The 23,777-nt window shown below is 64.4% G+C and carries 18 protein-coding genes; 10 read left to right on the forward strand and 8 right to left on the reverse strand.

Going from position 1 to position 23,777, the window contains the following annotated elements:
• The first annotated feature begins 113 nt into the window (after positions 1 to 113).
• Positions 114 to 1,616, forward strand: a complete 1,503-nt coding sequence (locus ACIGJI_RS08860; protein WP_363445075.1) for a SulP family inorganic anion transporter — start codon at positions 114 to 116, stop codon at positions 1,614 to 1,616.
• 799 nt (positions 1,617 to 2,415) lie between these two features.
• Here the strand turns inward: ACIGJI_RS08860 and ACIGJI_RS08865 are convergent.
• Positions 2,416 to 3,483, reverse strand: a complete 1,068-nt coding sequence (locus ACIGJI_RS08865) for a DNA cytosine methyltransferase (RefSeq protein WP_363445077.1) — start codon at positions 3,481 to 3,483, stop codon at positions 2,416 to 2,418.
• Positions 3,484 to 3,558: 75 nt separating this feature from the next.
• Between ACIGJI_RS08865 and ACIGJI_RS08870 the strand changes: the two genes are divergently transcribed.
• Positions 3,559 to 4,089: a very short patch repair endonuclease gene (locus ACIGJI_RS08870; RefSeq protein WP_363445079.1), complete on the forward strand. Its 531-nt coding sequence runs from the start codon at positions 3,559 to 3,561 to the stop codon at positions 4,087 to 4,089.
• 53 nt (positions 4,090 to 4,142) lie between these two features.
• Here ACIGJI_RS08870 and ACIGJI_RS08875 read toward each other — a convergent pair whose 3' ends face one another.
• The 4 genes from ACIGJI_RS08875 to ACIGJI_RS08890 are packed head-to-tail and all read right to left on the reverse strand — an operon-like array spanning position 4,143 to position 15,430.
• Positions 4,143 to 5,978: a DUF1998 domain-containing protein gene (locus ACIGJI_RS08875; protein ID WP_363445081.1), complete on the reverse strand. Its 1,836-nt coding sequence runs from the start codon at positions 5,976 to 5,978 to the stop codon at positions 4,143 to 4,145.
• Positions 5,959 to 9,147, reverse strand: coding sequence for a helicase-related protein (locus tag ACIGJI_RS08880; protein WP_363445083.1), 3,189 nt, complete (start codon positions 9,145 to 9,147; stop codon positions 5,959 to 5,961). Before ACIGJI_RS08880 ends, ACIGJI_RS08875 begins: the two co-directional genes overlap by 20 nt.
• The gene (locus ACIGJI_RS08885) at positions 9,144 to 10,679 is read right to left on the reverse strand and encodes an NERD domain-containing protein (protein WP_366244227.1); all 1,536 of its coding nucleotides are present in this window, start codon (positions 10,677 to 10,679) and stop codon (positions 9,144 to 9,146) included. Before ACIGJI_RS08885 ends, ACIGJI_RS08880 begins: the two co-directional genes overlap by 4 nt.
• Entirely contained in the window at positions 10,658 to 15,430 is a 4,773-nt protein-coding gene (locus tag ACIGJI_RS08890) for a sacsin N-terminal ATP-binding-like domain-containing protein (RefSeq protein ID WP_363445087.1), read from the reverse strand. The genes ACIGJI_RS08885 and ACIGJI_RS08890 overlap by 22 nt, the downstream gene beginning before the upstream one ends.
• 114 nt (positions 15,431 to 15,544) lie before the next feature.
• On the opposite strand from ACIGJI_RS08890, the gene ACIGJI_RS08895 reads away from it, so the two are divergent.
• Both ACIGJI_RS08895 and ACIGJI_RS08900 read left to right on the forward strand, forming a co-directional pair.
• Positions 15,545 to 15,880 (forward strand): nucleotide pyrophosphohydrolase, encoded by a 336-nt coding sequence (locus ACIGJI_RS08895; RefSeq protein ID WP_363445089.1) that lies wholly within the window; start codon positions 15,545 to 15,547, stop codon positions 15,878 to 15,880.
• Positions 15,877 to 17,616, forward strand: coding sequence for a DNA/RNA helicase domain-containing protein (locus tag ACIGJI_RS08900; RefSeq protein WP_363445091.1), 1,740 nt, complete (start codon positions 15,877 to 15,879; stop codon positions 17,614 to 17,616). The genes ACIGJI_RS08895 and ACIGJI_RS08900 overlap by 4 nt, the downstream gene beginning before the upstream one ends.
• Here ACIGJI_RS08900 and ACIGJI_RS08905 read toward each other — a convergent pair.
• Positions 17,606 to 18,226: a MerR family transcriptional regulator gene (locus ACIGJI_RS08905; RefSeq protein WP_363445093.1), complete on the reverse strand. Its 621-nt coding sequence runs from the start codon at positions 18,224 to 18,226 to the stop codon at positions 17,606 to 17,608. The two genes, ACIGJI_RS08900 and ACIGJI_RS08905, sit on opposite strands and share 11 nt — an antisense overlap.
• A gap of 70 nt (positions 18,227 to 18,296) precedes the next feature.
• Between ACIGJI_RS08905 and ACIGJI_RS08910 the strand changes: the two genes are divergently transcribed.
• The 5 genes from ACIGJI_RS08910 (at position 18,297) to ACIGJI_RS08930 (ending at position 21,582) form a co-directional block, all read left to right on the forward strand.
• The gene (locus tag ACIGJI_RS08910; RefSeq protein ID WP_363445095.1) at positions 18,297 to 18,821 is read left to right on the forward strand and encodes a DUF4188 domain-containing protein; all 525 of its coding nucleotides are present in this window, start codon (positions 18,297 to 18,299) and stop codon (positions 18,819 to 18,821) included.
• Positions 18,822 to 18,983: 162 nt separating this feature from the next.
• A complete protein-coding gene (locus tag ACIGJI_RS08915; protein WP_363445097.1) occupies positions 18,984 to 19,622 on the forward strand; it encodes a hypothetical protein in 639 nt (212 codons plus the stop codon).
• Between the two features lie 160 nt (positions 19,623 to 19,782).
• Complete coding sequence (locus ACIGJI_RS08920) at positions 19,783 to 20,634, forward strand: hypothetical protein (protein ID WP_363445099.1); 852 nt, start codon at positions 19,783 to 19,785, stop codon at positions 20,632 to 20,634.
• A 23-nt stretch (positions 20,635 to 20,657) separates the two neighbouring features.
• Complete coding sequence (locus tag ACIGJI_RS08925; RefSeq protein ID WP_363445101.1) at positions 20,658 to 20,957, forward strand: hypothetical protein; 300 nt, start codon at positions 20,658 to 20,660, stop codon at positions 20,955 to 20,957.
• A 145-nt stretch (positions 20,958 to 21,102) separates the two neighbouring features.
• Complete coding sequence (locus tag ACIGJI_RS08930; RefSeq protein WP_363445103.1) at positions 21,103 to 21,582, forward strand: DUF2087 domain-containing protein; 480 nt, start codon at positions 21,103 to 21,105, stop codon at positions 21,580 to 21,582.
• A gap of 148 nt (positions 21,583 to 21,730) precedes the next feature.
• Here ACIGJI_RS08930 and ACIGJI_RS08935 read toward each other — a convergent pair whose 3' ends face one another.
• Positions 21,731 to 22,300: a TetR/AcrR family transcriptional regulator gene (locus ACIGJI_RS08935; RefSeq protein ID WP_363445105.1), complete on the reverse strand. Its 570-nt coding sequence runs from the start codon at positions 22,298 to 22,300 to the stop codon at positions 21,731 to 21,733.
• Positions 22,301 to 22,375: 75 nt separating this feature from the next.
• Between ACIGJI_RS08935 and ACIGJI_RS08940 the strand changes: the two genes are divergently transcribed.
• Entirely contained in the window at positions 22,376 to 23,377 is a 1,002-nt protein-coding gene (locus tag ACIGJI_RS08940; protein WP_363445107.1) for an SDR family NAD(P)-dependent oxidoreductase, read from the forward strand.
• A 62-nt stretch (positions 23,378 to 23,439) separates the two neighbouring features.
• On the opposite strand, the gene ACIGJI_RS08945 is transcribed toward ACIGJI_RS08940, so the two are convergent.
• Positions 23,440 to 23,772, reverse strand: a complete 333-nt coding sequence (locus tag ACIGJI_RS08945) for a hypothetical protein (RefSeq protein WP_259951800.1) — start codon at positions 23,770 to 23,772, stop codon at positions 23,440 to 23,442.
• Positions 23,773 to 23,777 lie beyond the last annotated feature (5 nt).

Here is a 23,777-nt window from a genome sequence, read left to right on the forward strand (position 1 = left end):
ACTGCACGGGCGAATCTCGAGTGGGTGTGTCATCTGCCCGCGCTCCAGAGCGCGAGCTCCGCCTTAGGCTGGAACGTCTGCCTCCTCTCTGAGGCGCCTTCCCCTGGAGCTCCATGTCTGCAACGACGGTCGACGACCGCGCCCGTTATCGCGCCCACCCCTCGGTGCTCGAAGCCTTGAAGAACCCGCGACTGCTGACGCGAGAAGTGCTGGCCGGGCTCGTCGTCGGGCTCGCGCTCATCCCGGAGGCCATCGCGTTCTCGGTGATCGCCGGCGTCGACCCGAAGGTCGGGCTGTTCTCATCGTTCATCATGGCGGTATCGATCGCGTTCCTCGGCGGGCGGCCGGCGATGGTGACCGCGGCGACCGGAGCCGTGGCGCTCGTCATCGCTCCCGTCGCGCCGACGTACGGACTGGACTACTTCATCGCCACGGTCATCCTCGCCGGCATCTTCCAGGTGATCCTCGGAGTGCTCGGCGTCGCGAAGCTGATGCGGTTCATCCCTCGCAGCGTCATGGTCGGGTTCGTGAACGCGCTGGCGATCTTCGTGTTCAGCTCGCAGTTCCCGCAGCTGATCGATGTGCCGTGGCTGGTGTATCCGCTGGTGGCGCTCGGGATCGTCGTGATGCTGGTGATGCCGAAGCTCACCAAGATCGTGCCGGCGCCGCTGGTGTCGGTGATCATCGTGACCGGCGTCGTGCTCACCTTCGGGATCGCGGTGCCGACGGTCGGCGATCAGGGTGAGCTGCCGCGGAGTCTGCCGTCGCTGTTCATCCCGAACGTTCCGCTGACGTGGGAGACGTTCACGATCATCGCGCCGTTCGCGCTCGGAGTCGCGCTCGTCGGGCTCATGGAGTCGCTGCTCACTGCGAAGCTCGTCGACGAGATCACCGACACCCACTCGAACAAGACCCGGGAGTCGTGGGGGCAGGGCGTCGCGAACGTTTTGTCCGGGATGTTCGGCGGCATGGGCGGCTGTGCGGTGATCGGTCAGACGATGATCAACGTGAAGGCGTCGGGCGCGCGGACCCGCATCTCGACGTTCTGCGCCGGGATCTTCCTGTTCCTGCTGGTGGTCGTGTTCGGCGACTTCGTCGGGACCATTCCGATGGCGGCGCTCGTCGCCGTGATGATCATGGTCGCGATCGGGGCGTTCGACTGGCATAGTGTGCGGCCGTCGACGCTGAAGCGGATGCCGAGGAGCGAGACGTTCGTGATGATCGCGACGGTGATGCTGGTGCTGATCACGCACAACTTTGCGGTGGGGGTCGTCGGTGGGGTGCTCGTTGCGTCCGTACTGTTCGTGCGGCGGGTGGCGCACTTCGTTTCGGTTCGTCGGGTTCTGGGGCCTGCGGGCGATGTGGTGACGTACGTCGTGGAGGGGGAGCTGTTCTTCGCGTCGAGTAACGACCTGACGACGTTGTTCTCTTATACGGAGGATCCCGGTCGCGTTGTCGTCGATCTGTCGGGGTCGCACGTGTGGGATGCGTCGACCGTTGCGGCGTTGGATGCGATCGAGACGAAGTACCAGGCGCTGGGGAAGACGGTGGAGATCGTCGGGATGAACGACTCGAGCGGCACGATGCACGGGCGGTTGACGGGCGGGTTCAAGTAGGGCGGCCGACCATCCCTAAAAACCCAGGTCGCCAACGGGTGGGTCGATGATTCACTATCTGTCTAGATGTCGACGACCATGATGATAAATCGCCGGGCGGGCTCCCAAGTGTGGCCGCTGGATAGAGGCGGACCATGCCGACCGATCCGAGGACACCGATCTGCTTCACCGGAATACCGGTCACAACTTGTGACGATGAGACCATCCTCTGCTCGCCCGCGAGGGTGTCGCGCTGTGAAGTGGGAGGAGATGCTCGTCGCAGTCCCCGTACCGTTCGACGACGTCGAAAACGACGACCTTGCGCCGTCCACCGCACGTACTGCGGCACCAGACGACGACCCTTGTTATACAACTCGGACCAGCAGAAGGCGGCCATCGTTGTGGCACTCGTGGGCAGATCAATCTGGACCACCTACCGCGACCTCGCCACCTATGTCTACGGTTCGGCGTCAGGTGCGCGCGGTCGCCAACCTCCTGAAGGCACTCCCGCCGTCTGACCGCTTCAACGCACACGTGCGCCAGCAGGGCGGCTCGATGGCCAAAAGTGTCACCACTGTCGCGGGCGTTCTGACAGCCCATTGAGACAATGGTGTGGACGAATTGGGCGAAGGCGGACGGGATGCTTCTCACCTCGAAAGGGACTGTTCTCGCGATGCAGCGCGCGACTCCTCAGCAACTCAGCGCGCTCCCCGACAGCGAGCATTGAGCGCGTCGCAGCGGTTTCATGCGCTCTCGTCTACTGATCTCGATCACATCGACGCGCAGGCTATCTGTGTGCGGTCGATCCACGCTCAGAAACTCAGCGCAACGCATCGGCGAGCAGACTCCCGATCGCCCTGCCCAGCGGGATCGGGACTGCATTGCCGATCTGCCGCGCGATGGCCGTGCGCGATCCGGCGAACCGATAGTCCGCAGGAAACCCCTGAAGAACGGCTGCCTCGTAGTGCGTGATCGCCCGGTCGGCGAAAGGATGAAGGTAGCGACCCTTCTCCGGCTTGAAGAACTCGGTCCTGATGGTCACCGACGGCTTGTGGGTATGGAGCCGACCCATTACGTCTCCCGACCCGGACTTGTGACTCCGCCAGCATGGGGCGAGGAGCTCGTCGGGGAGATCGAAACGATTGCCGCCCGGGGGAATCTTAGCGAATCTCCGAAGGGAGACCTCGGCGTAGTCGCGCCCGACATGAAGCTCGCGTGATGACCACCAGCCGCGGTGATCGCGACCGTCGATCTCGACACGGCGATCATCGAGTTCAGGCATCACACTGTGCGGGATGCCCGCGAAGACATCGCCAACGGTGACATGCTCATCGCGATGATGACTGGCTTTCGGCAGTCCGATTTCCGGCATGTCGCGGTGTCTGCCGATGAGGATCGCCCGCCTTCGCGCCTGCGGCGTACCGAAGTCGGCGGCGTTCAAGATATCCCATTCGAACGAATAGTCGCGAAGGATACCTTCGCTCTCTGTCGCGTCCGTGAGTGAGCGAAATTGGGGGGACTTCGCGAACACCGCGACATTCTCCAACACGAAATACTTCGGCTGAGCGCGGGTGATCGTCTCGGCATACTCCCGCCACAAGGTGTTGCGTTCGTCTTCAGCGTTCTGCTTACCGAGAGTGGAGAATCCCTGACACGGGGGTCCGCCGACCACGACGTCGACGGACGGGACCGGCTCGTCCCGCAACCATCCCTCAATCCCACCCTGGTAAGTGATGCCCTCGCCATGGTTGAGGGCGAACGAGGCAGCCGCGTCCCGATCCTTCTCGACTGCACGCACGACGTTGAACCGAGACGATGCCTCGTGCATCCCCTGGCTGAGCCCGCCTGCTCCGGCGAACAGATCGAGGACGGAGATCGGGTTCCCCAACTGTGCCTCCCGCGCGTTCGCACCCAGCGTAGGAAGTGGGTGCGACTTGATCTTATGACGTTGGATGATGGACGGATGGATGCGACGCCGGCGGAAGGCGAATCGGCTTCATGGGCGAGCAGCCCAGAGGCGCGGGCGACCATGCAGGCCAACCGCGGGCAGGACACGAAACCCGAGATGCAGGTGCGCCGACTGGTGCATGCTGCGGGCCTCCGTTACCGGGTCAGCGCTCGACCTGAGCGAGACTTCCGTCGCACGGCCGACTTGCTGTTCCGCGGCGCTCGCGTCGCCGTCTTCATAGACGGATGCTTCTGGCACGGCTGTCCGCGACATCATCAGGCCCCCAAAGCCAATGCCGGGTTCTGGTCGGACAAGATCGCCGCGAATCAAGCCCGTGATTCCGAGACCACGCTTCGACTTACCGAGCGAGGTTGGCTCGTTCTGCGCTTCTGGGAGCACGAGATCCGGGCAGACGCAGAGGAGGTGGCCGCCCGGATCGTCGAGGCGGTGCGACGACCTTCAGCCCACACGTGGTCCGAGGAGAGTGTGGAGAACCGGTCCGAAGCGGCTAGACACTCGCCTGCCGCCGGGGACAGCGCCGGGTAGACGGCCCGGCTTCGAGGACCGACCTCCATCGCGACGGAGGGCGTGCAATGAGTTCACAAGGCGCCGTCCGAGAGGGCTCGAACCTCAGGTAGCACATAAGCGAGCAACCCTGTCACCTCGCTTCCACCGAGGACGAGTTGCCGATCCAGTAGCCGGTTTCCTGCCTCGCAAGAAGTCTCGCTCACAAGGGCGCAGCCGTGGCACGCCGACAGATTCAGATGGGACGATCCTTGTCGATCGCTCTCGATGCACACCGGATCGTTCGAGCAGACGTCGGCATCGTCGAGCGCTGCGATGAGCAGGGGGATCAACAGGTCCGGAGCGCCGAGGCGTACGAGTCCACCGAGGGTCCCCTGCGCGTCACCGGCGGCGGTGTAGACGAGAACGCCCGCCGTGTTATCGGGGCGTTCCGTGCTTGCGTATATCCGTTCCTGCAGAGCCGCCGACGAGTAGCCGCTGGCGAAAGCGAGGCGACGGATCAGCAGATGAGCGATCGTGTGCAGCGCTATGAAGCGAGGTTCGGGTACGTCGAGACGGGTGCGAGCCCACTCCAGATGTTCACGACGGTCCATGAGTATGTGCGCACGGGCCTGCACATCGGGAAGCGACTCCCACTCGCGGAGCGCCTCCTCATCAAATTGCAGGAAAATGCCTTCGCCGAAGAGCTCCAGGGACGGATAGACGGGGCGCTGTTTCGGATCGGCCCCGAGGTCGGCGCTGATGAAATCGGAGTTGGGGCTGTGCCTGCGAAAGCCTCTGAGGGCGCGCACCTCACGGACACGGTGGACCTGCCCGAGCCCCGTGATCACGCTGCTGAGCGCCGACGGTCCCGTCGCGATGGACGCACCGGACCACCCGTCGACGACGAAGTCACTGAGTTCCAGATCTTTACCGCGGGCGATCTTCTTCACGAACGCAGCCCACTCGCCATCCTTCAGCACGTGCATGCCGGTATCGGCGGAGTACTCCGCGCCTCTGGCGATCGACAGCACGGCATCGACCCCGAGGCCGACCTCGTCCGCAATCCACCCGGCAATGATCTCCGACTTCGGCCCGCCGTTGTCATCAACCAGGCGCTGGAAATAGTCGTGAGCCCGAATTTTCGCGCTGGCATCCTCCGACTGCGTCTGCTCCTCGGGGATGTCGAGCGCGGAGATGCGGTCGGCGATGTAGTTGCCGGTCGCTCCACGCTGGACTGCGACGAGGTCATCGTCGCAGCGTGAGGACACCGAGTCCATGGGCTCCCAGGGCTGCCGACCCTCACACCGGATCCCGTCACGGCGGAGGGCGCCTGCAACCACGAGCGTCGAAAGGGATCGTGACCGCTTGCATCCGTCGCAGACTACGCACAGAGAGGCGAGACCTTCGCCGTTCGCCCTGGAACGGACGAAACGCAGCTCGTCGTACGCGCGGCAGAAGCGGACTTCCTCAGTTACGCCGTTGTCGTGGCCGCGGTGGGCCCACGCGAACCAATGGACATCCTGGACGTGACTTCCTGCCTTGCAGACCGCGACGTATCGCATCGGAACGAGTGCTCCGCCGCAACCGCACCGGTTGCGGAACCGGCCCTTGTCGATCGTCGTCAGCATGGAGAGCTTGAGGCAACGCTCGCAGAAACGCCACGCCGGGAATCGCCAATAGGTGAGACTCGCGGTCTCTTGGCCCGCCCGGCCGGCATGCGAGGGGGCCTGGCGGAGCACCGGCCGCGGGCGCCCGGACACCCTAAGTTGGTCGACGAGGCGATCGCAGTGGATCTCCGGTGAGACCTTCCGATCCCACCACGATGTGTCGGGAGCGATGAGGGATTCGCCCTTGATATCGACGATCGCACCTACCCCGTACGGCGATACCGTCTCCGAAAGACGAAGATCATGACGGATCTTCTGCACGACGCGCCTCCTGTCTGGGCTCCTGTACCTCGACGGCGACACTGGGTTCGACGGAGCGCATCGAGTCACCGACCATCCACTCATCGCCCGCCTGCCCGAAGCGTTTCACCAGGGCGCGGTCTCCCGCCTGACGGTGCTCGTATCGAAGGCTTTCTCCGGAACGGCGGGCTTCTGCAGCTTTCCGATCCCATTCCCGAAGAAGCCGCCTCACCTGCTCGCCGACAGCGTCCCCTTCGTCCTCATCCGATTGCCGGACCAGGGCGAGGAATCGCCCAACGAGTCTTTCCACCGAGTTTCGAAGGCGATCATCGGACAGATCGAGCGCGCCTGCGTCTTCGTCCTTGGCGAGACCGGGAACTGAATGCCGAAGCAGCGACATGAGCGCCCCGGCCAGCGAGCGATCGCGGGAGGAGAGCGACCAGGGCGTCACACTCGTAGGTTCGACGCTCCTGTAGAGCGCATCGTGGTACCCCCGGAAGGTCTCGAAGTGAGATCGGTCACGAGCTCGGTTGGACCGGAACAACGTCACCACGACGCCGTTCACAGAACCGCGTCCCACGCGGCTGGTGGCCTGGATGTACTCCGCCGTCGTTTTCGGTTGTCCGACCATCAGCATCAGAGCGAGCCTCTGCACGTCGATTCCGACGGACAGCATGTTCGATGACAGCACCGCGTCCACGGCCTCGGGCGAATCGTCCGCGCTGAGGCGAAGCCGCCGCAGGTCCTTGGGTAGCTCTTCAGGCCCGCGCCGGCTCGTGAGTTCAAGCACCCGGTCGGCGTGCACTGTTCTTGGGTCGAGCCCAAGCCGGTCCGCACGGGTTCTGATGCGGCCATTGATGTCGTCCAGGAGCAGCGCCGCCGTGCGGCCAAGTTCCCGAAGGCTGTTGTGATACATCACGAAGGTCCAGTAGGGATCGACGCGATCTCCGACGCGCTCCGTGCCGAGCAGAAGGCCCGGCAACTCCAGCATGGGTGAGGACGCTGCGACGAGGGCGGTGGCCTGCGAGACGCTTTGCGGCATCAAGCCGGCATAAACCCGCCCCTCACCGCTCGCCACGGGACTGGCGAAGAACGTGGTGTCACCGTCGATACCCGCTGGTGGATAGAGCGCGACCTGTCGGCCGTACAGTCCCTTCACCTGGGCGCCGGACGCGCGGATCGTCGCCGTCGAGGCGACGATTTTGGGCGTGGACCCCGCTTGGCTCAGCAGTATCTGGATCATGGCATCGAAGACCGCGACACTGGTGCCGAGCGGACCGGACAGCAGATGGAGCTCGTCTTGTATGACGAGCGACGGCTGCCGGTAAGGCATTCCAATACCGAGGAGTCGTCCGGCGGATTCCTTAAACTGAAGGCGGGCGAACTTGTCGACTGTGGCGAGCAGGAAGGTCGGCGGCGCTTCATAGAGCAGCTCGTCCACGACGTTCATTGGTAGATCGCGACGCGAGAACTCGCAGGCGGGCTCGACACACCGGAAGACCACATCCTTGCCCACTAAGCGCGCGCCGTACTTCTTTCGCGTGTCGTCCTTCTTTCGCGGGACGAGCTCGGCCAAGCACCAAGGACATTCCGTGATCTGGAACTCGTTTGCATCTTGCGGATGTTGAGCCTTATAGAGGCGGTCGAGGGCGTACTTGGCGTCGGAGCGTGAACCTGGTGTCGCCTCGTTCCCGACCCAGAGCCCGATCGAAAACGCCGCCATTCCCTTGGCCCTCGGATCGGTCGTCCGAAGTAGCTCCATGGCGCAGATCAACGAGGCGGCGCGCTGGAACTGCTGCGAAGTGAGCAATCGCAAGGTGTAACGGGTGATCACCGCGGTACCGCCGCCCGCCGATCCGTATTCGATTCGCCGTAAGAAGATCACAATGGCAGCGAGCGCGAGGTATGCTTCTGTCTTTCCGCCGCCGGTCGGAAACCAGATCAAGTCGACCAGCGAACGATCAGGGTGAGAGTCGTCAACGCTCGATTCGAGCGAGACCAGCAAGAAGCCGAGCTGGAACGGACGCCACGCGGGCTTCGGATCCGTCTCGCCACGTCCGATAGCCGCCTGGCGCATCTGGAGGCGCATGGCCGACATGGCGAGTGCAAACGATGATCGGAGGGCGCTCGAGTCGGGATTCGCGAGCAAGCGAACTCCCTGGCGCATCCGATCCGTTGTGATCCCCGCACGCTGCGCGATCGCCTCGGCGTCTTGACCGAGGCCTGAAGCCTGCACCCGCTGATCCGCGACCCAGTCGGAGAAGTCGTCGATGAAACAGCCGAACGCCTCCAGGACCGGCGCCGGCTCCGACTCGATAGTTGCGAGGAACTCCAGATCGAGTGCGGGTCGCGCACGCTCGTTGAGCTTGGAGCTGCTGGCCTGTTCGATCGCGGGCACCACGACGTGCGGGACCGGCTCGAGCCTGATCCGAATGCAGTTGCCGAACTCATCCGTCTCCCAGTCCGCTGCCATTCCGTGTCCGACTGCGAACACTTTGCGGCTCCGATACCTCAAGCGCAGTTCAGCAGCCTCCGGGTCGACGTCGAGCGCGCGCGACATGTCGTACTCGAGAATGAGCCCGTCTGCTGGCCGCGCAGCCAGATCGACCTGGAATAGCATGAGAGGGATATCGGAACGATCATCGCCGGTCGACTTCGTCCGCAGTCGGACATGCAGTGTCACGAGCCAATTCGAGGAGCCGTATGGCCGCCACCGAGTGCCGATCTCGAACGAAACGTCGCCCGCCGCCATCTGCCGCACCTGCGCCTTGCCTCGCGTGAGCTCGACGTCCCGGTAGTCATGGCCGGTACGCTGCCATCGCTGCGGTCCGTCATCCTCGATCAGCGCATATGTACCCGCAGAGAAGTCGCAGAGGACGGACTCTGAGTCGGTGATGAAGGAAACCGCCACAGAGGACGGTCGCCAATCCTCCGCGATGGGGCACGCTGCATCGCCCTCTTCGACGTCGCCTTCTTCGACATCGGCCATGATGAGCTGCCCCGGGTCGATCTCTCCTGCCGCGACGCTTCCGAGTGCCGCGACCTCATCTTCAGAGGGAAAGAGCATGCCGACTGCGTACTGCAGCGAGGGACGGTTCTCGATGAGCACTTCATCCTCTCCCTGCTCGGGTCCGACGTAAGCGTCGCGAAGATGCGTGAGCACACGGACCTGTGCCGGGGTGAGCGTCACGCCGTCACCTCAGCTCTGCGCCCCAGCGCACGCAGGCGTCGGCGGTCGGCGTCGGTGTAGATGACGTGGAGAGACACACGCGCGCGCGTGAGGGCGACGTAAAGCGACGCGAGTGCGGCGTCCGTGAACTCCTGGGGCATATCACAGACGATGACGTGCTCCGCCTCGAGGCCCTTCGCGATTCTCGGGCTGAGAACGCGGATCCCGTCGACGGTCTCATCAAACGACCCGGCCGTCGACGCCGAAATGACCCAGATGTCTTCGGCACTGACCCCTTCCTTCTTGAATGACTTCGCAATGCGGATCGCATGTGCGCGCGCTTCCTGCTCGGCCACGGTCTCCCAGTTGATGCGCTGACCGTTCACGATCCCCGGGTCGCCGACATCGGCACCGAGATACTCCTGCACTGCGTGGACAATCGCGCGCGTGTTGCGGACGTTCTTGCTCAGGTCGTACTCGATTCCCTCGGCGCGGACGATATCGAAGACTTCGTCATCGAAGCTGCCGTCTACATGAGCCTGGTTGTTTTGGTCGAGAAACATCCTCCAACGCCCTTGCCCTCGGCCGTCTCTGACGACCCGGTCGAGCACGTCCATCGCCTCGGGATACATGAGATCTTGCGCCTCGTCGACGAATAGGACGTCGAACTGCGCCGAGGGGTCGATCTCGTCGAACGCGCTCATCTCGATCGCGCGTCCGGCCAGGCGAGGCTCGAAAAAATTCCGGAGCCCGGGAGACCGGAACGTCACCAACACGGACCTGCCCGCCTCTGCCTCCTGTTTCGCCGCCTCTGCGAGGACGACGGACTTACCGGTGCCAGCACCTCCGAGCACGAGAATTCGCGGGTTCCTCGCGAGACCGGCGAGGACTCTCGCCTGCTCCGCGGTGGCGGTGTTCTGCTCGTCGATCACCGCTCCTCGCTGCGCGTCGATGATGGGCAAAAGGGAAAACTCGCCGAAGAGTCGCTCCCGGAGCTCGTCGATGCGCGCCGCGCTGGCGCCCCTCGGGGCTTTCTGCGCCGAACGCGCCACGGTATCGAGCGCGGCGGTCAAAGAGCCGACCGTCATAGACTCCTTCGCCAACCAGTGCGAAGCCTTCCACGCGACATCCGTCGGCGGATGCCCGATGTCCGGCGTGACAGCGATCGCCTCCGAAGGGTACCAGCCGAGCCCGTCTTCTCGAAGGATGTCCCTCAGGGCGAACATCGCATCCCGGGCCTGGTCGATGGGCGAGGACTTCAGCTTGTGATTGTCGCCGTGTCTGTCCACGGTGTACCAGACTCCCTCGAACCTCTTCACCCCCCCGCCCTTGACTTCAGCGACGATCGCGACGCCCTTCCAGAGGATGATGAAGTCGGCCTCCGCCATCTGCTTCCCCGGTGCAGTCCGGAGCTTGATCGAGTAGAACGCGACGGCGTCGGCCTGCGGCACCGCGTGGAGTAGTCGGGCAAGCTTGCGCTCGGCATCACTTTGCGCGATGCGCTCGATGTCCTGAAGGTCCGGGCTCAAGATCACGACTGCTGCTCCTGCCACAGCTCTTCATACTCGCGAAAGCCGAGCAGGCTGTTGATGTCGCTGCTGCCGAAGTTGTCCGCCATGTCCACGATGAGACACTCGTCCTTTCCGCCGTTCTTTGAACCGCGCAGTCCGCGACCGGCCATTTGTATGTATGCGTTCGGGCTGAATGTGGGACGCGCGATATATAGGGCCGTGACGCCGGGCGCGTCGAAGCCCTGGGTCAATAGGTCGCAGTTCGCGAGTACCTGGGTCTCGCCGTCTTTGAAGCGCTTGATCACATCTCGCCGCTCCTGCCGACCGGTCCGACCACTCACCGAGGCGGCGTCGATGTTCAGGCAGTTGAGCGTGGCAGCGAGGACCTGCGCAGAGAGGACGTTCGGGGTGAACACGAGGACCGACCGCCCTTGTTCGGATTTCGAGCTCACCAGGTTTCTGATGCTCTCAACCAGGATTCGCATGCGGGCATGGTCGGCCGCGACGCGGTCGAGCACAGAACCGCTGACGCGGTTCGTACGCTTGGCCTCACGCGCCTCCTCGTCTGAGAGACGGACGTCGGCACCTTCGAGCACAGCGTGCTTCACTCGTGCCAGGACGTCGCGTGCGACCAGCTCCTGGTACGGGTTCTTCTCGAACGCGACGATCTTTCTTCGACCGAAGCGCGCTGCCAGCTGATCCGTGGCCTGTACGGACGTGCCCTTAAAAGGTGTCGCTGACAGGCCGATCAGCGGCCTCTCAAATTGTCTTCCGTCGACTCCGAGCCACGTCAGGATCCGTGTGTATCGCGTGGATGCGCCAGCGACGTGACCCTCGTCGACGAACACAGCTGCAGGACGACTGAGCCAGCCATATTCAGCGCTGTCGAGCAACGTCTCGAGTTTCGCATCGGTCGCGACGATGATGCTGTGAGCAGTGTCCGGCTTCTGGACGTCGTTACTCTCCCAAAGTCGCCCGATCGTAAGGGGTATGTCGGCCCGCTGCTCTGTGCAGAGCCCGCGCCATACCTCGCTGAACGTCTGCACAGCCTGTTCGCAGAGCTCCTGGGACTGAGCGATCCAGAGGACCGGCCCCCTCAATTCGCCGTCGATGAAGAGCTGAAGGAGGGTCTGCGACGCGACTCGTGTCTTGCCGGCTCCGGTTGGCAGTTCGACCATGGCTTTGGCGCGACGGCCTTCTTGGCCGATCTCGAGAAGCGCGGACCGGAGCTCGCTGCTAATCCGCGATTGGTAGTCGTGCAATGCGGGCAACACTGTCGCCCCCGGCACCACGAACTCCGCGGCCTGGCGTTGGATGCGCTGTCCGGCGAACTCGGGCCCGAAACCCATCTTCCGCAGCCAGGTGATGGTCGCCGCGCCGCCAGCCCATTGCGTCGGAACGTCGGGGAAGCCTTCACGCCGAAAGAGATCGGCGAGCTCCTTGATGGTGTCCTTGCGGTAGACCGAGAGACAGAGCTCGGCCACGGATGTGTCTCTGGACACCAGGTTCTGGGCTATCAGTCCCTGCCAGAGCCCCCTAGGAAGCTTTTCCCGCAGATCGTCAGCACCGAAGTAGACATCGAGACGATCCGCGACCCCCGTCGCCGACAACGCTTCCTGTCGAATCAGTTCCAGGTGCTGAGCGAGGCCGACCTCGAGCACGCGCTCAATCTCCGCGTTGTTGAGGCCGAGGTCGAATGCTTCGCTGACGAGTCGTAGGGCCTCCCTCTCAGGGACGCGGCTCGCAACGACGAAGTCTCCGCCGTCGCGGAACGAATCGAGCGACTGGGTCTCAACGCCGTCCTCTGTTGTGACCCACTTCGCGATGGACTCGGCGCGGGAGAACGTCGAACTCCCCAGATCTTCGGTACTGGGCCAGCCCCTGAGCCCGGTGAAGACATCAAGCAGCCTCTCCGCGTCCTGCTGGCCATCAATGCGCATCGAGAAGGCGAAGGAGTCCTCGAACCGCTTGCATCCGACGTCGGCAACGAGCCGCTCGGCCTCGGCTTCGGACGTCCGGAGATACGGTTGGTGATGTTGCGCCAGGTAGTCGCGCTGCTCCTCGTCCACCGCGATGTACACCGTCCCTGTCGGTCGCGATTCGATCACGCGTCCGACACGGGCAGGCATACGTGGGGGACGCCCGTCGGCATAGGCCAGGGGAGCGACCTCGAGAATGAATCGCACCAGCACCGGGTCGGTGAGATGGGGCGGCAGCAGGTCGATCGCGAGCGCCTCTCGGAGTACCTCAGGGGCGATCGTCGACAGGTCGTGGGACAGCTGAAGCGTGTCGACGATGCTGCGCGGTCCCTCGTAGAGCGGCAGCAGATCGCGGTACTCGACGAGCGCGGGAGACACGACGTGCCTGATCCGTCGAAACCCTCGGGATGTGCGGAGCAGGCCTGCGCGTTCGACCGCCCATCGAACGGGCGATTTCACTCGGTAGGACACCCCGGAGGCGACGTCCTCACAGTCCCAAGGAGCGTCGCCGAACTCCAGGAGACCGCTTGTCCAGCTCGCGCGGATCTGCTCCGCCGCGCCTGCGGTCTCAAGGATCAATAGGATCGAGAACGGGCCAGCGGAGCCGCCTTGTCCCGGATAGAGCGATATCTGCTCGATGGGGCGTTCACCAGGCGTGAGTTTGCTGTTCAAGTCCGCGATGACCCAGTCCCGATACTCGTCGGCAGCCGTCTCGTCTTCGAAGTCGTAGTCGCGGCGCGGAGAGCTCACGACTCCGATCTCATGAGCGAGCGCGGGAACGCACCTCTGACGGTCGAGGAGGACTCGGCCGTCGGCGCCCGGTAGATCGCCGTCCAGATCGAAAACCTGCTGGGGCCAGTGCCAGCCGCTGTCACGAGTCGGGACCAGGACCTGCGCAGCAGGCGTTGCGCGAACCGCCTTTACCGCGTCGCGCGTGCTGACGCCGAGTGCAGCTTCCCAGAACTTCGTCTGCTGCTCGGCGCCGGGGGCGGTGGAGAGTTTCGCGAGGCGCGCGTGGAGAATGGCGATGGGATCGAGGTCGCGGAAGCCGGCGGAACGAAGGGCCTGTTCCATGTCGGGATAGGCGAGGAAGTCGGGAGCGACGAACACCGCGCCCTCGATCTCCGGGTCCTCGGCTTTCGAGAGGAAGACAAGAGACCTGTCCGCGAGCGCGCGCAGCCCGTCGGTCGTCGGAATGACGCGAGCTCTGTCCGCTTCCTCCGCCCCACGATTCGCGATGACGACCTTGACCGCGTTGGCCGCTGATTCGACATCGTCGCCCTCTGCCCACTCCCGGAGCCAGGATTGGATGCCGCGCTTCGGCACGAGTTCGAGCGCGCGCTTCATGTCGCGGCTGTTCTCGTCGAACCGGTCCTGGCTCACGCTCACGGCGAACAACTGCCGAAGTCGCGCAACCCGCTGGGTAGAGCTATAGCAGCGCCAGTGGGGCACGTCGTTCTTGGTGTTCGATGAGGCGATCCATGCTTCATGGGCGATCTCGGGAACTTTCCACTCGCACAACAGATCAAGGGGCCTGAGCTCTTCTGGTCTTCGCAGCACCCCGCGGCCGTCAGGTATCAGCGCCGCTGCGACGGCCAGCGGCGGCACGAGTCCGCACAGGACTTCATCGCCGATGTAGGTGGCTTCGCGGCCTCGAGCCGGGAGGTAGTCGAGGTGGGCGGCGGGATCCTGTTCGTTGCTGATTCGTGGGAGCAGCTCGACAAACATGTCAGCGACGGTCGCGAGGATTTCACGGTTGTACCTGTTTCGCAGCAGCGTGGTGCGGTCATCGTTTACGCTCCACGGGGCGTTGAAGAAGGCGGTGGCAGATGTTCGGTCCTGCAGAGGGAAGTAGCTCCAGAATTGGCCGATCTGGGTACCGGCGTCCCCAGTCTCCAGATTGGCTCGGCGGGGTCTGACGGGCATCGCGATGCTGACCTTGATCTCGTTGCGCGAGACGGCTTCGCCGACCTCTCGTCTAGCTGCGGCGCTGGGTGCATGCATCCGCTCATTGACGAGCCATTCATCGCCCGTCGAGTCCGGGCGCTCAATCTTGAATCGGCCGCCCCCGAGATCCTTCGACACGTGACTAGTCGCAAACCCCTTGTCTCCAAGTACCGTGAGCCTGATCTCCCGCACCGCACTGACGAACAAGAGGAACTCGGACTTGAAGGTCTCCATCTCTCGGCGGATTCTCTCGGTATCGTCCATACCAGGCAGACGGACTATCGTGGTCGCCCATTCGGCGAGGTTCCTTGCGATCGGATCCGCGTCGAAGAGCCGACGGACGTCGAGCAACGTGGCCGTTCGGAGTGCTGGGAGCCGACGGTCGGCGGAACCGATCCCCTTTATCGCTGACTGCGCCTTGTCCGAGTTGAACTCGAACGAGACAGAACGGCTCAGGATCTGCGGCGAGTCGGTGACCGCCAATACGGACTTGAATCCAAGCCCGAACCGACCGATCTCGTCTCCCCGCTTGCCGCTGAGATGAGCGTGCGTGATAGCGACGAGACCGTTCTTGGAGAACGGTCGGCCAGAGTTCGCGCAGTACAAGACCTTCGTGGCCGGGTCCAGCACGATCTCCACTCGCCCTAAGCCGCCGTCTAGGGCGCTACCTGCCATGGCGTCGGCGGCGTTCTGAACTAGTTCCAGAAGTGTGCGGTTCGCGTATCCACCGGTCCGAATCGATTCCTCATGATTCGCATGCTCAGTGATCAGCGTGGGCTTCGCGGAGTAGGCGGCTATTGCGCTCTCGAACTGGTCCTCGATCTCACGAGCGAGCTCGGGATTGAACGTCCATTCATTCATCAGCATCGGCGACTCCCCCAACGATCCTCTTTGACCCTGCGACCAACGTAGCGTCAACTTGGCGTTCGTTGGTGCGACACGGTGTTCGCCCAATGGCGGGCTCGCTGCTAGCGTCGCATCATGCCGTCGCCGCAGACTCTCGCTGCCCTTCGTGCTTTCGTCGCGGAACGAGACTGGGACCAGTTCCACTCGCCAGAGAACCTCGCCAAGAGCATCGCAATCGAGGCCGGTGAGCTCCTCGAGTGCTTCCAATGGTCTCCTGACTTCGACCAAGAACGGGTCGAAGAAGAGCTCGCGGATGTCATCACGTACTGCATCCATCTCGCGAACAAGATCGGCGGCGACCTCGACGAGATCGTCCTGAAGAAGCTGGAGTCGACGAAGGCGAAGTACCCCGTCGAGTTCGCCAAGGGCCGCATGACGAAGTACACCAAGCTCGCCGAGGCGCCGGAGTGACAGAGTTCAGCATCCAGCGCCTCCCGTTCCGCCGTGACGCCGTTGATACCTGGGCGCGTGATGACGCCCGGCACACCAACTGGCCGGTTGTGTACGTGATCGAAGGGGATTCCCGGCGCAGTTCGCCAGGACTTTACGTCGGTGAGACCGTGAGTGCCGCCACTCGGATGCGTCAACATCTCTCTGGGTCAAAACGGAACGAGTCCCTCAAGTCGATTCGCGTCGTCGTAAACCACAGGTTCAACAAGTCAGTGTGCCTCGACCTTGAATCGCATCTCATCCGGTGGTTCTCGGGCGACGGACGTTATCACCTCCTCAATGGCAACGACGGCCTGACTGACGCGCAGTACTACGACCGCGATATCTACCGCGAGTCCTTCCGTGACGTGTTTGAGGCATTGCGAGCAGAGGGACTTTTCTCTCGGAGCATCCCGCAGATCGAGAACTCGGACCTCTTCAAGCTGTCGCCGTTCAAAGCTCTCACCGAGGACCAGGGCATCGCGATCATGGACATCTTGGAGGGGCTTCTCGAAGATCTCCAGGACCCGGGCGCTCGATCGACCCTCGTTGTGCAGGGCAACCCCGGAACGGGAAAGACGATCATCGCGATCTTTCTCATGAAGCTGCTCGCCGATATCCGCGACTACCGAGACCAGGACGGCATCGAGCCGGACTCCATGTTCTCGGAGTTCTTCGTCCCGGAGAATCGCGATCTGCTGAGGACGCTTCGAATGGCCCTCGTGATCCCTCAACAGTCTCTGCGGATGTCGGTGAAGAAGGTCTTCAAGAAGACGCCCAAGCTCGACGCTTCGATGGTGATGTCGCCGTTCCAGCTGAGTGAATCGGACCAGCCATACGACCTCGTGCTCGTCGACGAGACCCATCGTCTCGGGCAGCGGGCCAACCAAGCATCGGGCGTGCAAAACAAGAAGTTCCGCGAAATCAACGAGGCGCTGTTCGGGAGCGACGATCCTCGATACACCCAGCTCGACTGGATCAAGGCTCGGAGCAAGCATCAGCTCCTGCTCGTCGACGGCGAGCAGAGCGTGCGGCCTCATGACCTTTCCCCGACAACGCTCAGCGCGGAGGTGTCCCGAGCGAAGGACGAGCACCGCTTCTTCCGTCTGACCACCCAGATGCGGGTCCAGGCTGGCGCAGATTATGTGGAATTTATCCGGGCCCTTCTTCGGAGCGAAGCGCCGTCGCTACCGGATCTCGGCGAGTACGAACTCCGCCTCTTCGACGACCTCGGAGAAATGCGCGAAGCCATCCGCCAGAAGGATGCTGAGGTCGGTCTCTCCCGACTTGTCGCTGGCTACGCGTGGGAATGGGTGTCGCGGAAGGACTCAGATGCCTTCGACATTGAACTCGATGGCGAGCGACTTCGGTGGAACGGAACCGACAAGGACTGGATCAACTCAAGAGACTCACTCGAAGAGGTCGGCTCGATCCACACGGTACAGGGGTACGACCTCAACTACGCTGGCGTCATCATTGGGCCAGACCTACGCCTGGACCCTGCAACGGGTCGGATCGTCGCCTGTCGCGAGAGCTATCGCGACAAGAAGGGCAAGGAGAACACCGGGCACCTGAAGGATGAGTTCGGGGACGATGACCTGCTGACGTTCATCCGAAACATCTACGGGGTGCTGCTCACGCGCGGGATGCGTGGAACGTACATCTACGTGTGTGATCCGGCGCTTCGGGAGCGTCTCGCCGCCGCGCTTACCCGTTAAGTTCCGGCCGGCTGAACCGCTCCCCCGACTTCACCTGCTGCGCCACCCGCCGCAACGCCAACAACAACGGCTCCACCAGCACCGACCCCAACACCACGTACCGCACGGCCGCTTCCGCAGACTCCTCCGGCACCCCCGCGATCTCCGCATCCGCGATCCGCCGCGCACTCGCGAGGTACTCCGCCATCACCGCCTCCGGAACCGTGAACCCGACGCGCTCCAGCCCCTGCAACGCTCGCGCAACCGCATGCAGCACCGCGGGGTCACACATCCCGGGCTTCCACCCGAGCTGGGCGGCGAGCGCCTCAGCGCCGGCGAGGTCCAACGCGTCATCGGCCGGCAGGGTGATCGCGACGTGCGCGGTCCCCAGCAGCTCGTGCGGGTTCGCGGGCGGATCATCCAGCGCTGCGACCACCCGTCGCGTCTCAGCGATGCTCACGCCGGCGTCGAGCAGCGCCCGGATCACCCGTAACCGCTCGACGTGCTTCTCGCCGTACGCGGCCTGCGTCGCGGAGGTGCGCTCCCCCTCGGGCAGCAGCCCCTCGCGCAGGTAGTACTTGATCGTCGGCACGGTCACGCCGGTCTGCGCCGACAGTTCGGAAATCCTCATGGCCACCTCTTGACTTCGATAGTAGCGCTATCCATTATGGATAGCATCGCTATCCAGTTGAGGAGTCGCCATGTCGAAAGTCATCACGGGCCGCATGACCCACCGCCACGAGGGCGAGCTCGTCGTGTTCCACATCGGGATGCAGATCAACCGGTGGTGGCGCCCCGACCTGTGGCTGCCGGCGTTCGTCGCCATGCCGCGCATGCTCCGCGAGCTCAGCACCGAGCCAGACTCCGGCCTGCTCGGCTACCAGCTCCTCCTCGGATCGGGCGGGCCCTACGTCGTGCAGTTCTGGTCGTCCGTCGACAAGCTCTACGCCTATGCCTCGAACCCGGAACAGCAGCACCGTCCGGCCTGGACCGCCTTCAACCGCGCTGCTCGCAAGGCTCCGGGAGCGGTCGGCGTGTGGCACGAGACGTTTCTCGTCGACACCGCCGAGAGCGTGTACGTCTCGACGAAGCGCATGGGCCTCGCGGCCGCGACAGAGCACGTGCCCGTACCGCGACGCCACGACCGCGCGCAGGCGCGCTTCACGGATGGGCGGACGGCGGCATCCCACCCGAGAGCCGATCACTCCCAGGCCAACACTCAGTGAGCCCTTCGAGGCGCCGGGAACCACACCATTTCTGACACCATCGCCTGGACTACGTTCGTCATCCAAATATATTGCAATCGTCCTCATGCGTGCGCTTTACTCTCTGCAAATGCAGATCGCGTAGGAGGATCCATAAGACGGTACATTCCCAGCCTCGGACTGGTGGCTGGCCTGAGTGTGGCTACAACGCTGCTCCTCGCGGCTCCCGCTTCGGCCGATGCGGGACTTCTCTCCGACGCCGAAGAGTCAGCGATCCGATCCACGATGACCGAGGGCGGCATCGACCTGGAGATCCAGGATCAGCTAGTCGACAAGATGGAGCACGGCGAAGCTCCTGACTCACTTGCTGGAAAGGATCCTGTGCGGACGATGATCGAATCCACGAGCACCGGCACTCGCACCATCAGCATCTTCGCCGACGGTTCTCGGAGTTGGACCGAACTCGAGCTTCCAACCGGTGCGTCAGACGCAGCAACGCGGTCTTCCATCAGCGGTTGCAGAAGCTCCGCGGGCTGGAAGGTTGGATGCCGGGTGGGGGTCTACGACCTCATCAGCAGCGCGACCTTCGTCATCGACTATCAGACCAGCACTTCAGGTCGCGCGAGGGTTCGCGACATGCGATCGCTCACCTGCGACAACGTCGCCGGCTCCTGCACCCGATCGGGCAGCATCAAGCGGGCGACGCAGAGCGCCGCGGGCCCGGCATGGGCGGAACTCCGGTACACCGCGAACTTGGCCTGGGCAACCACAAAGGGCTCTATCGGGATCCGCGTAAGCGGCACATCCGTCTCCACCTATTGAACGCCGCCAGCGCCGCAGCACGAAGGAACCCCAATGTTCGGAAACGTCTTCGCCGTCACCGTCATCCTCCTCTGGCTCGTCGTCGTCGGGGGTGCGGGGTACACCATCTTCCTCTTGGGAAGAGCGGCCTACCGCCGACTTCGGCACAACTCTCGTCGTGATGTCGAGCAGAAGCGACGTGGGAGCCCGCATCTTCGTTGACGATCCGCTCGGAGGCGACCACTCGTGGTTCTCGATGGTCTCGCAACGACGTCAGAACCTCGTCGGGACGCTGAGTACATGGAGCATCCTCGCGCTGAGCCTCATCCCCACCCTGGCGTCCTGCTCTCCCGGGGGAATGCCGCGTTCGACCGCCTCCTTCGCACGGACATCCGCGACGATCGTCCAGCCGACCAACGCGACGTATCCGGTCAATCTGATCTTCGTGGCTGAGCTCGACGACGCGATCTGGACGGATCTCACGGGCATCGTGCTTTCAGACGAGTTGTCGATCCCGCCGGGCGACTTCACCGTCGCCCGCGGAGACGGCGCCAACGGGGCCACGCTCGGGAACGTCACCTTCACTCTCGACATTCCCGCCGCCGGGTTGTCGTTCCGCACGGTCGGCCTCGTCTTCGCGGGCTCTCCGACGATCACCCAGGTGCCTGTCGGCAGCTGGTCACTGAGGGGCGCGCCGGCCGACGACTTCGCCTCCGCAGACGCCGGTGCGGACGTGGTCGGTATGCCGCGATGCACGACGGCCGACTTCCCCGTTCCTGAGGCGGTGGCGTCGGTCCAGCGCTTCGACCCGGGCTCACCAGACGTCCACGCAGACGAGGTCGCATTGGACACCCGATCGCACAGCGTCACAGCGGAACTTGCATGCGACGGAGACTTCGACTTCCGCGTCATGAGCCCGTCCATTGACTACACGGACGGCAGTGGCAAGGCACACACCACTCGCCTCGCGCCCGTGTCGGTCGGCTTTCAGGACGTCACCGATGCGGACCTGCAACGCATCGCGAGTCGTTGACGCTTCACGAGGAGGGAACCACGATGTTCGGCAAGCAGCCCGAAGGGTGGCGAAGACTCGGCGGCCCTTTGTCACGTGGCGGGCGATCGAGGCGTCTCTTCGTCGATCGCCCCACGTGGTTATCGACGATCACGAAGCCTCGCCGTCACCTGATCGCGACCCTCGGCGTGTGGGCTTGGTTCATCGCCGCATTCGTGGGCGGCGGACTCTTGCCATACGTCGCTCCCGTCCTCGAAGTGACTGCGGTGATGGGCGTCGCCGGCTGGTACGTCGCGATGATGAGGGGCTATCGCAGTGCCCTTCGTCGCAGCGATGGACCCTGACCCCGGCGATTGATCAGCGTTTCCCGTGCTCGCTTCTCGAGTGGGCAATCATCTGTTCGTGCGCCCTCTATGCTCTCTGCGTGCTGCTCGTCCTGCTCGGGCCGATGCGGAACCCGCAGCGCCGACCTTGGACCGTGGAGGCATCGTGAGCGACGTGAGAGCAATGTTGGCTTGTCTGGCAAACGAGGAGGTCGCTCGGGTTTTCGCGAGCATCGTCCTCCGAGTGACCACGGAGGACGTCCCCCGGGGAAAGGCGGAGAAGGCGGTCGACGCTCTGACCCGGAGTGGCCTCATCACCGCGACCGGCGACAGCCTTTCTCTGAACTCCGAAGGCATCAGGGCGGAGTTGGCGGGACTTCGAGGTGTGTCGATGCCGGATCCGCTGCAGCGGTGGTTCGACGCCAGCGGTCGGGTCAAGCAGTACCCGCGGAGATCAAGCGAGCGACGGGCGATGCTGAAGGCCATCGGAGACCGCGTGATCGCCGACGGTGAGCGGCTCAGCGAAGCGGACCTGAACCTCCGCCTCGAACGGTACGACTCCGATGTACCGACGCTGCGACGGTTCCTTGTCGTCCACGGGATCCTTGCCCGAGAGACGGACGGCTCGGTGTACTGGCGCGCTTGAGTCGGGACCGTTGATGCGCCGGCGCAACGAGCCCGATCTGCACTCGCCGCGCTCCGCGCCGGGCTACGGTATCGAGATGGACCAGCCGCGCCTCGGGTTCCGCAGGCCTGACACGAACGTGCTCCGGTTCAGCCCTACCGCGGACTAGTTACGCCGCGATCCCCCGCAGCAACCGCACCACCGTCTCCTCCACCCGCTCCACACTCAACGGCTGTCCGATAAGAGCGGAGTACGAGGCGATCGCGATGAACTCGTCGGCGACCGCGGCGGCATCCACGTCCGCCCGCACGTCTCCGTCCGCCCGCCCGCGAGAGACCCGCTCCGACACCCATTCCCGGATCGGCGCCGCCAGCCGCTCGTTCAACACGAGCCCCAGCTCCGGGTCGGCCGCCGTCACCTCGATGAGCGCCCGCGCGAGCGAGACGCCCTCGGGCCGAGCGAGCCCCGCGGACACCGCTGTGAACCATGCGCGCAGGTCCGCGCCGAGGTCATCCGTCATCGGTACGACGACATCCGAACCAGGGACCGCCCCTTCGAGCAGCGCCTCGCCGAGGATCGCGGCCTTCGACGGCCACCAGCGGTAGATGGTCTGCTTCGACACCTCCGCCTCAGCCGCGAGACCCTCGATCGTCACGGCCTCGTACCCGTCTGCGGCGAGCGCGCGACGCATCGCCTCCAGCACGGACTGGCGGGCCTTTTCACTGCGAGGACGGGGCACCTTTCGAGCGTACTCAGGCGTACACTGGAACATAAGTAGACGCACCGTTGCGAAACCCGAGCAAGGAGAAAGAGCATGGCCCTCACCGCACACTCCACCATCGGCGACTGGATGAACGACCCCACCGGCGGCCCGCTCATCCGGGGCCTCTTCGAGCAGACGGGTGCCGACCCCGAACTCCTCACCCCCGTGCTCGGACTCCCCCTGCAGCAGCTCGTCGCCATGAGCCAGGGCCAGCTCCCGCAGTCGGTCGTCGACGACCTCGTGCGCGCCGCGAACAACGGCGAGATTCCCGAGGACGACGCCTCCGAGGGCTGGACCGAGAAGGTCACGGCGGGCCGCTTCGCCGGCAAGACCGTCATCGTCACGGGCGCCGCGTCCGGCATCGGCAAGGCCACCGCCTCGCGCATCGCCCGGGAAGGCGGACGCGTGCTCGCCAGCGACATCGCGGCCGAGAAGCTCGACGCCCTCAAGGCCGAGCTCCCGGATGCCGACATCGTGACGGTCGCGGGCGACCTCACGAAGCAGGACGCGATCGACGCCGTGCTCGCCGCCGCGGGCGACCGCATCGACGGGCTCGCGAACGTCGCCGGTATCAACGACGACTTCTCCCCTGCGGGCGAGACCCCGGATGCCGTGTGGGACCGCGTCATCGCGATCAACCTCACCGCGCCGTTCAAGCTCATGCGCGCGGTCATCCCCGTCATGGAGAAGGCCGGTCGCGGCGCGATCCTCAACGTGTCGAGCGAGGCGGGTCTGCGGGGCAACGCCTCGGGCAACGCCTACACGGCCAGCAAGCACGGCATCATCGGGGTCACCAAGTCCGCCGCTTTCATGTACGGGCCGAAGGGTATCCGCGTGAACTCCGTCGCCCCCGGCGGCGTCGCCACCGGCATCCCGATGCCCCCGAACATGTCCGAGTACGGCTCCGGCCGCCTCGCCCCGTTCCAGCAGGCCATCCCGACCGTCGCGACCGCCGAGCACCCGGCCGCGTCGATCACCTTCCTGCTCTCGGATGACGCCGTGAACATCAACGGCGCCATCCTCGCCTCCGACGGAGGCTGGTCCGTGCAGTAACGCGACTCCATGGAACCGACGCCCCCGCCGACCCGAACGGCGGGGGCGTTCTCCGTCCGGGGTCAGCGCCTCTGCGTGAGGACCGTGGTGGCGAGGGCGGTGGCGATGATGCCGAGCGCGCCCACGCCGAGGAGCACGAGACCCGCGGGCCAGACCTCTCGCGTGAAGACGTCGTAGCTGTCGTCGTACTCGACGATGTGCTCGACCGTCCCGACTCCCGTGAGACTGATGCCGACGATCAGGGCCACGACCGACACACCCCACGCGGCGATCCATCCGAAGCTGTTCACGGCCAGCCGTCGCCGCTCCGCGAGGTCGACCTCATCGGTCTCGGGCGCGGTCCCCGACCGCGCGTCGTCATCGGTCTCGTGCGTCACCTCGGATGTAGTCTCCATGGCCG

The sequence above is a fragment of the Microbacterium sp. NPDC064978 genome (assembly GCF_044543605.1).
GTDB classification, from domain to species: domain Bacteria; phylum Actinomycetota; class Actinomycetes; order Actinomycetales; family Microbacteriaceae; genus Microbacterium; species Microbacterium meiriae.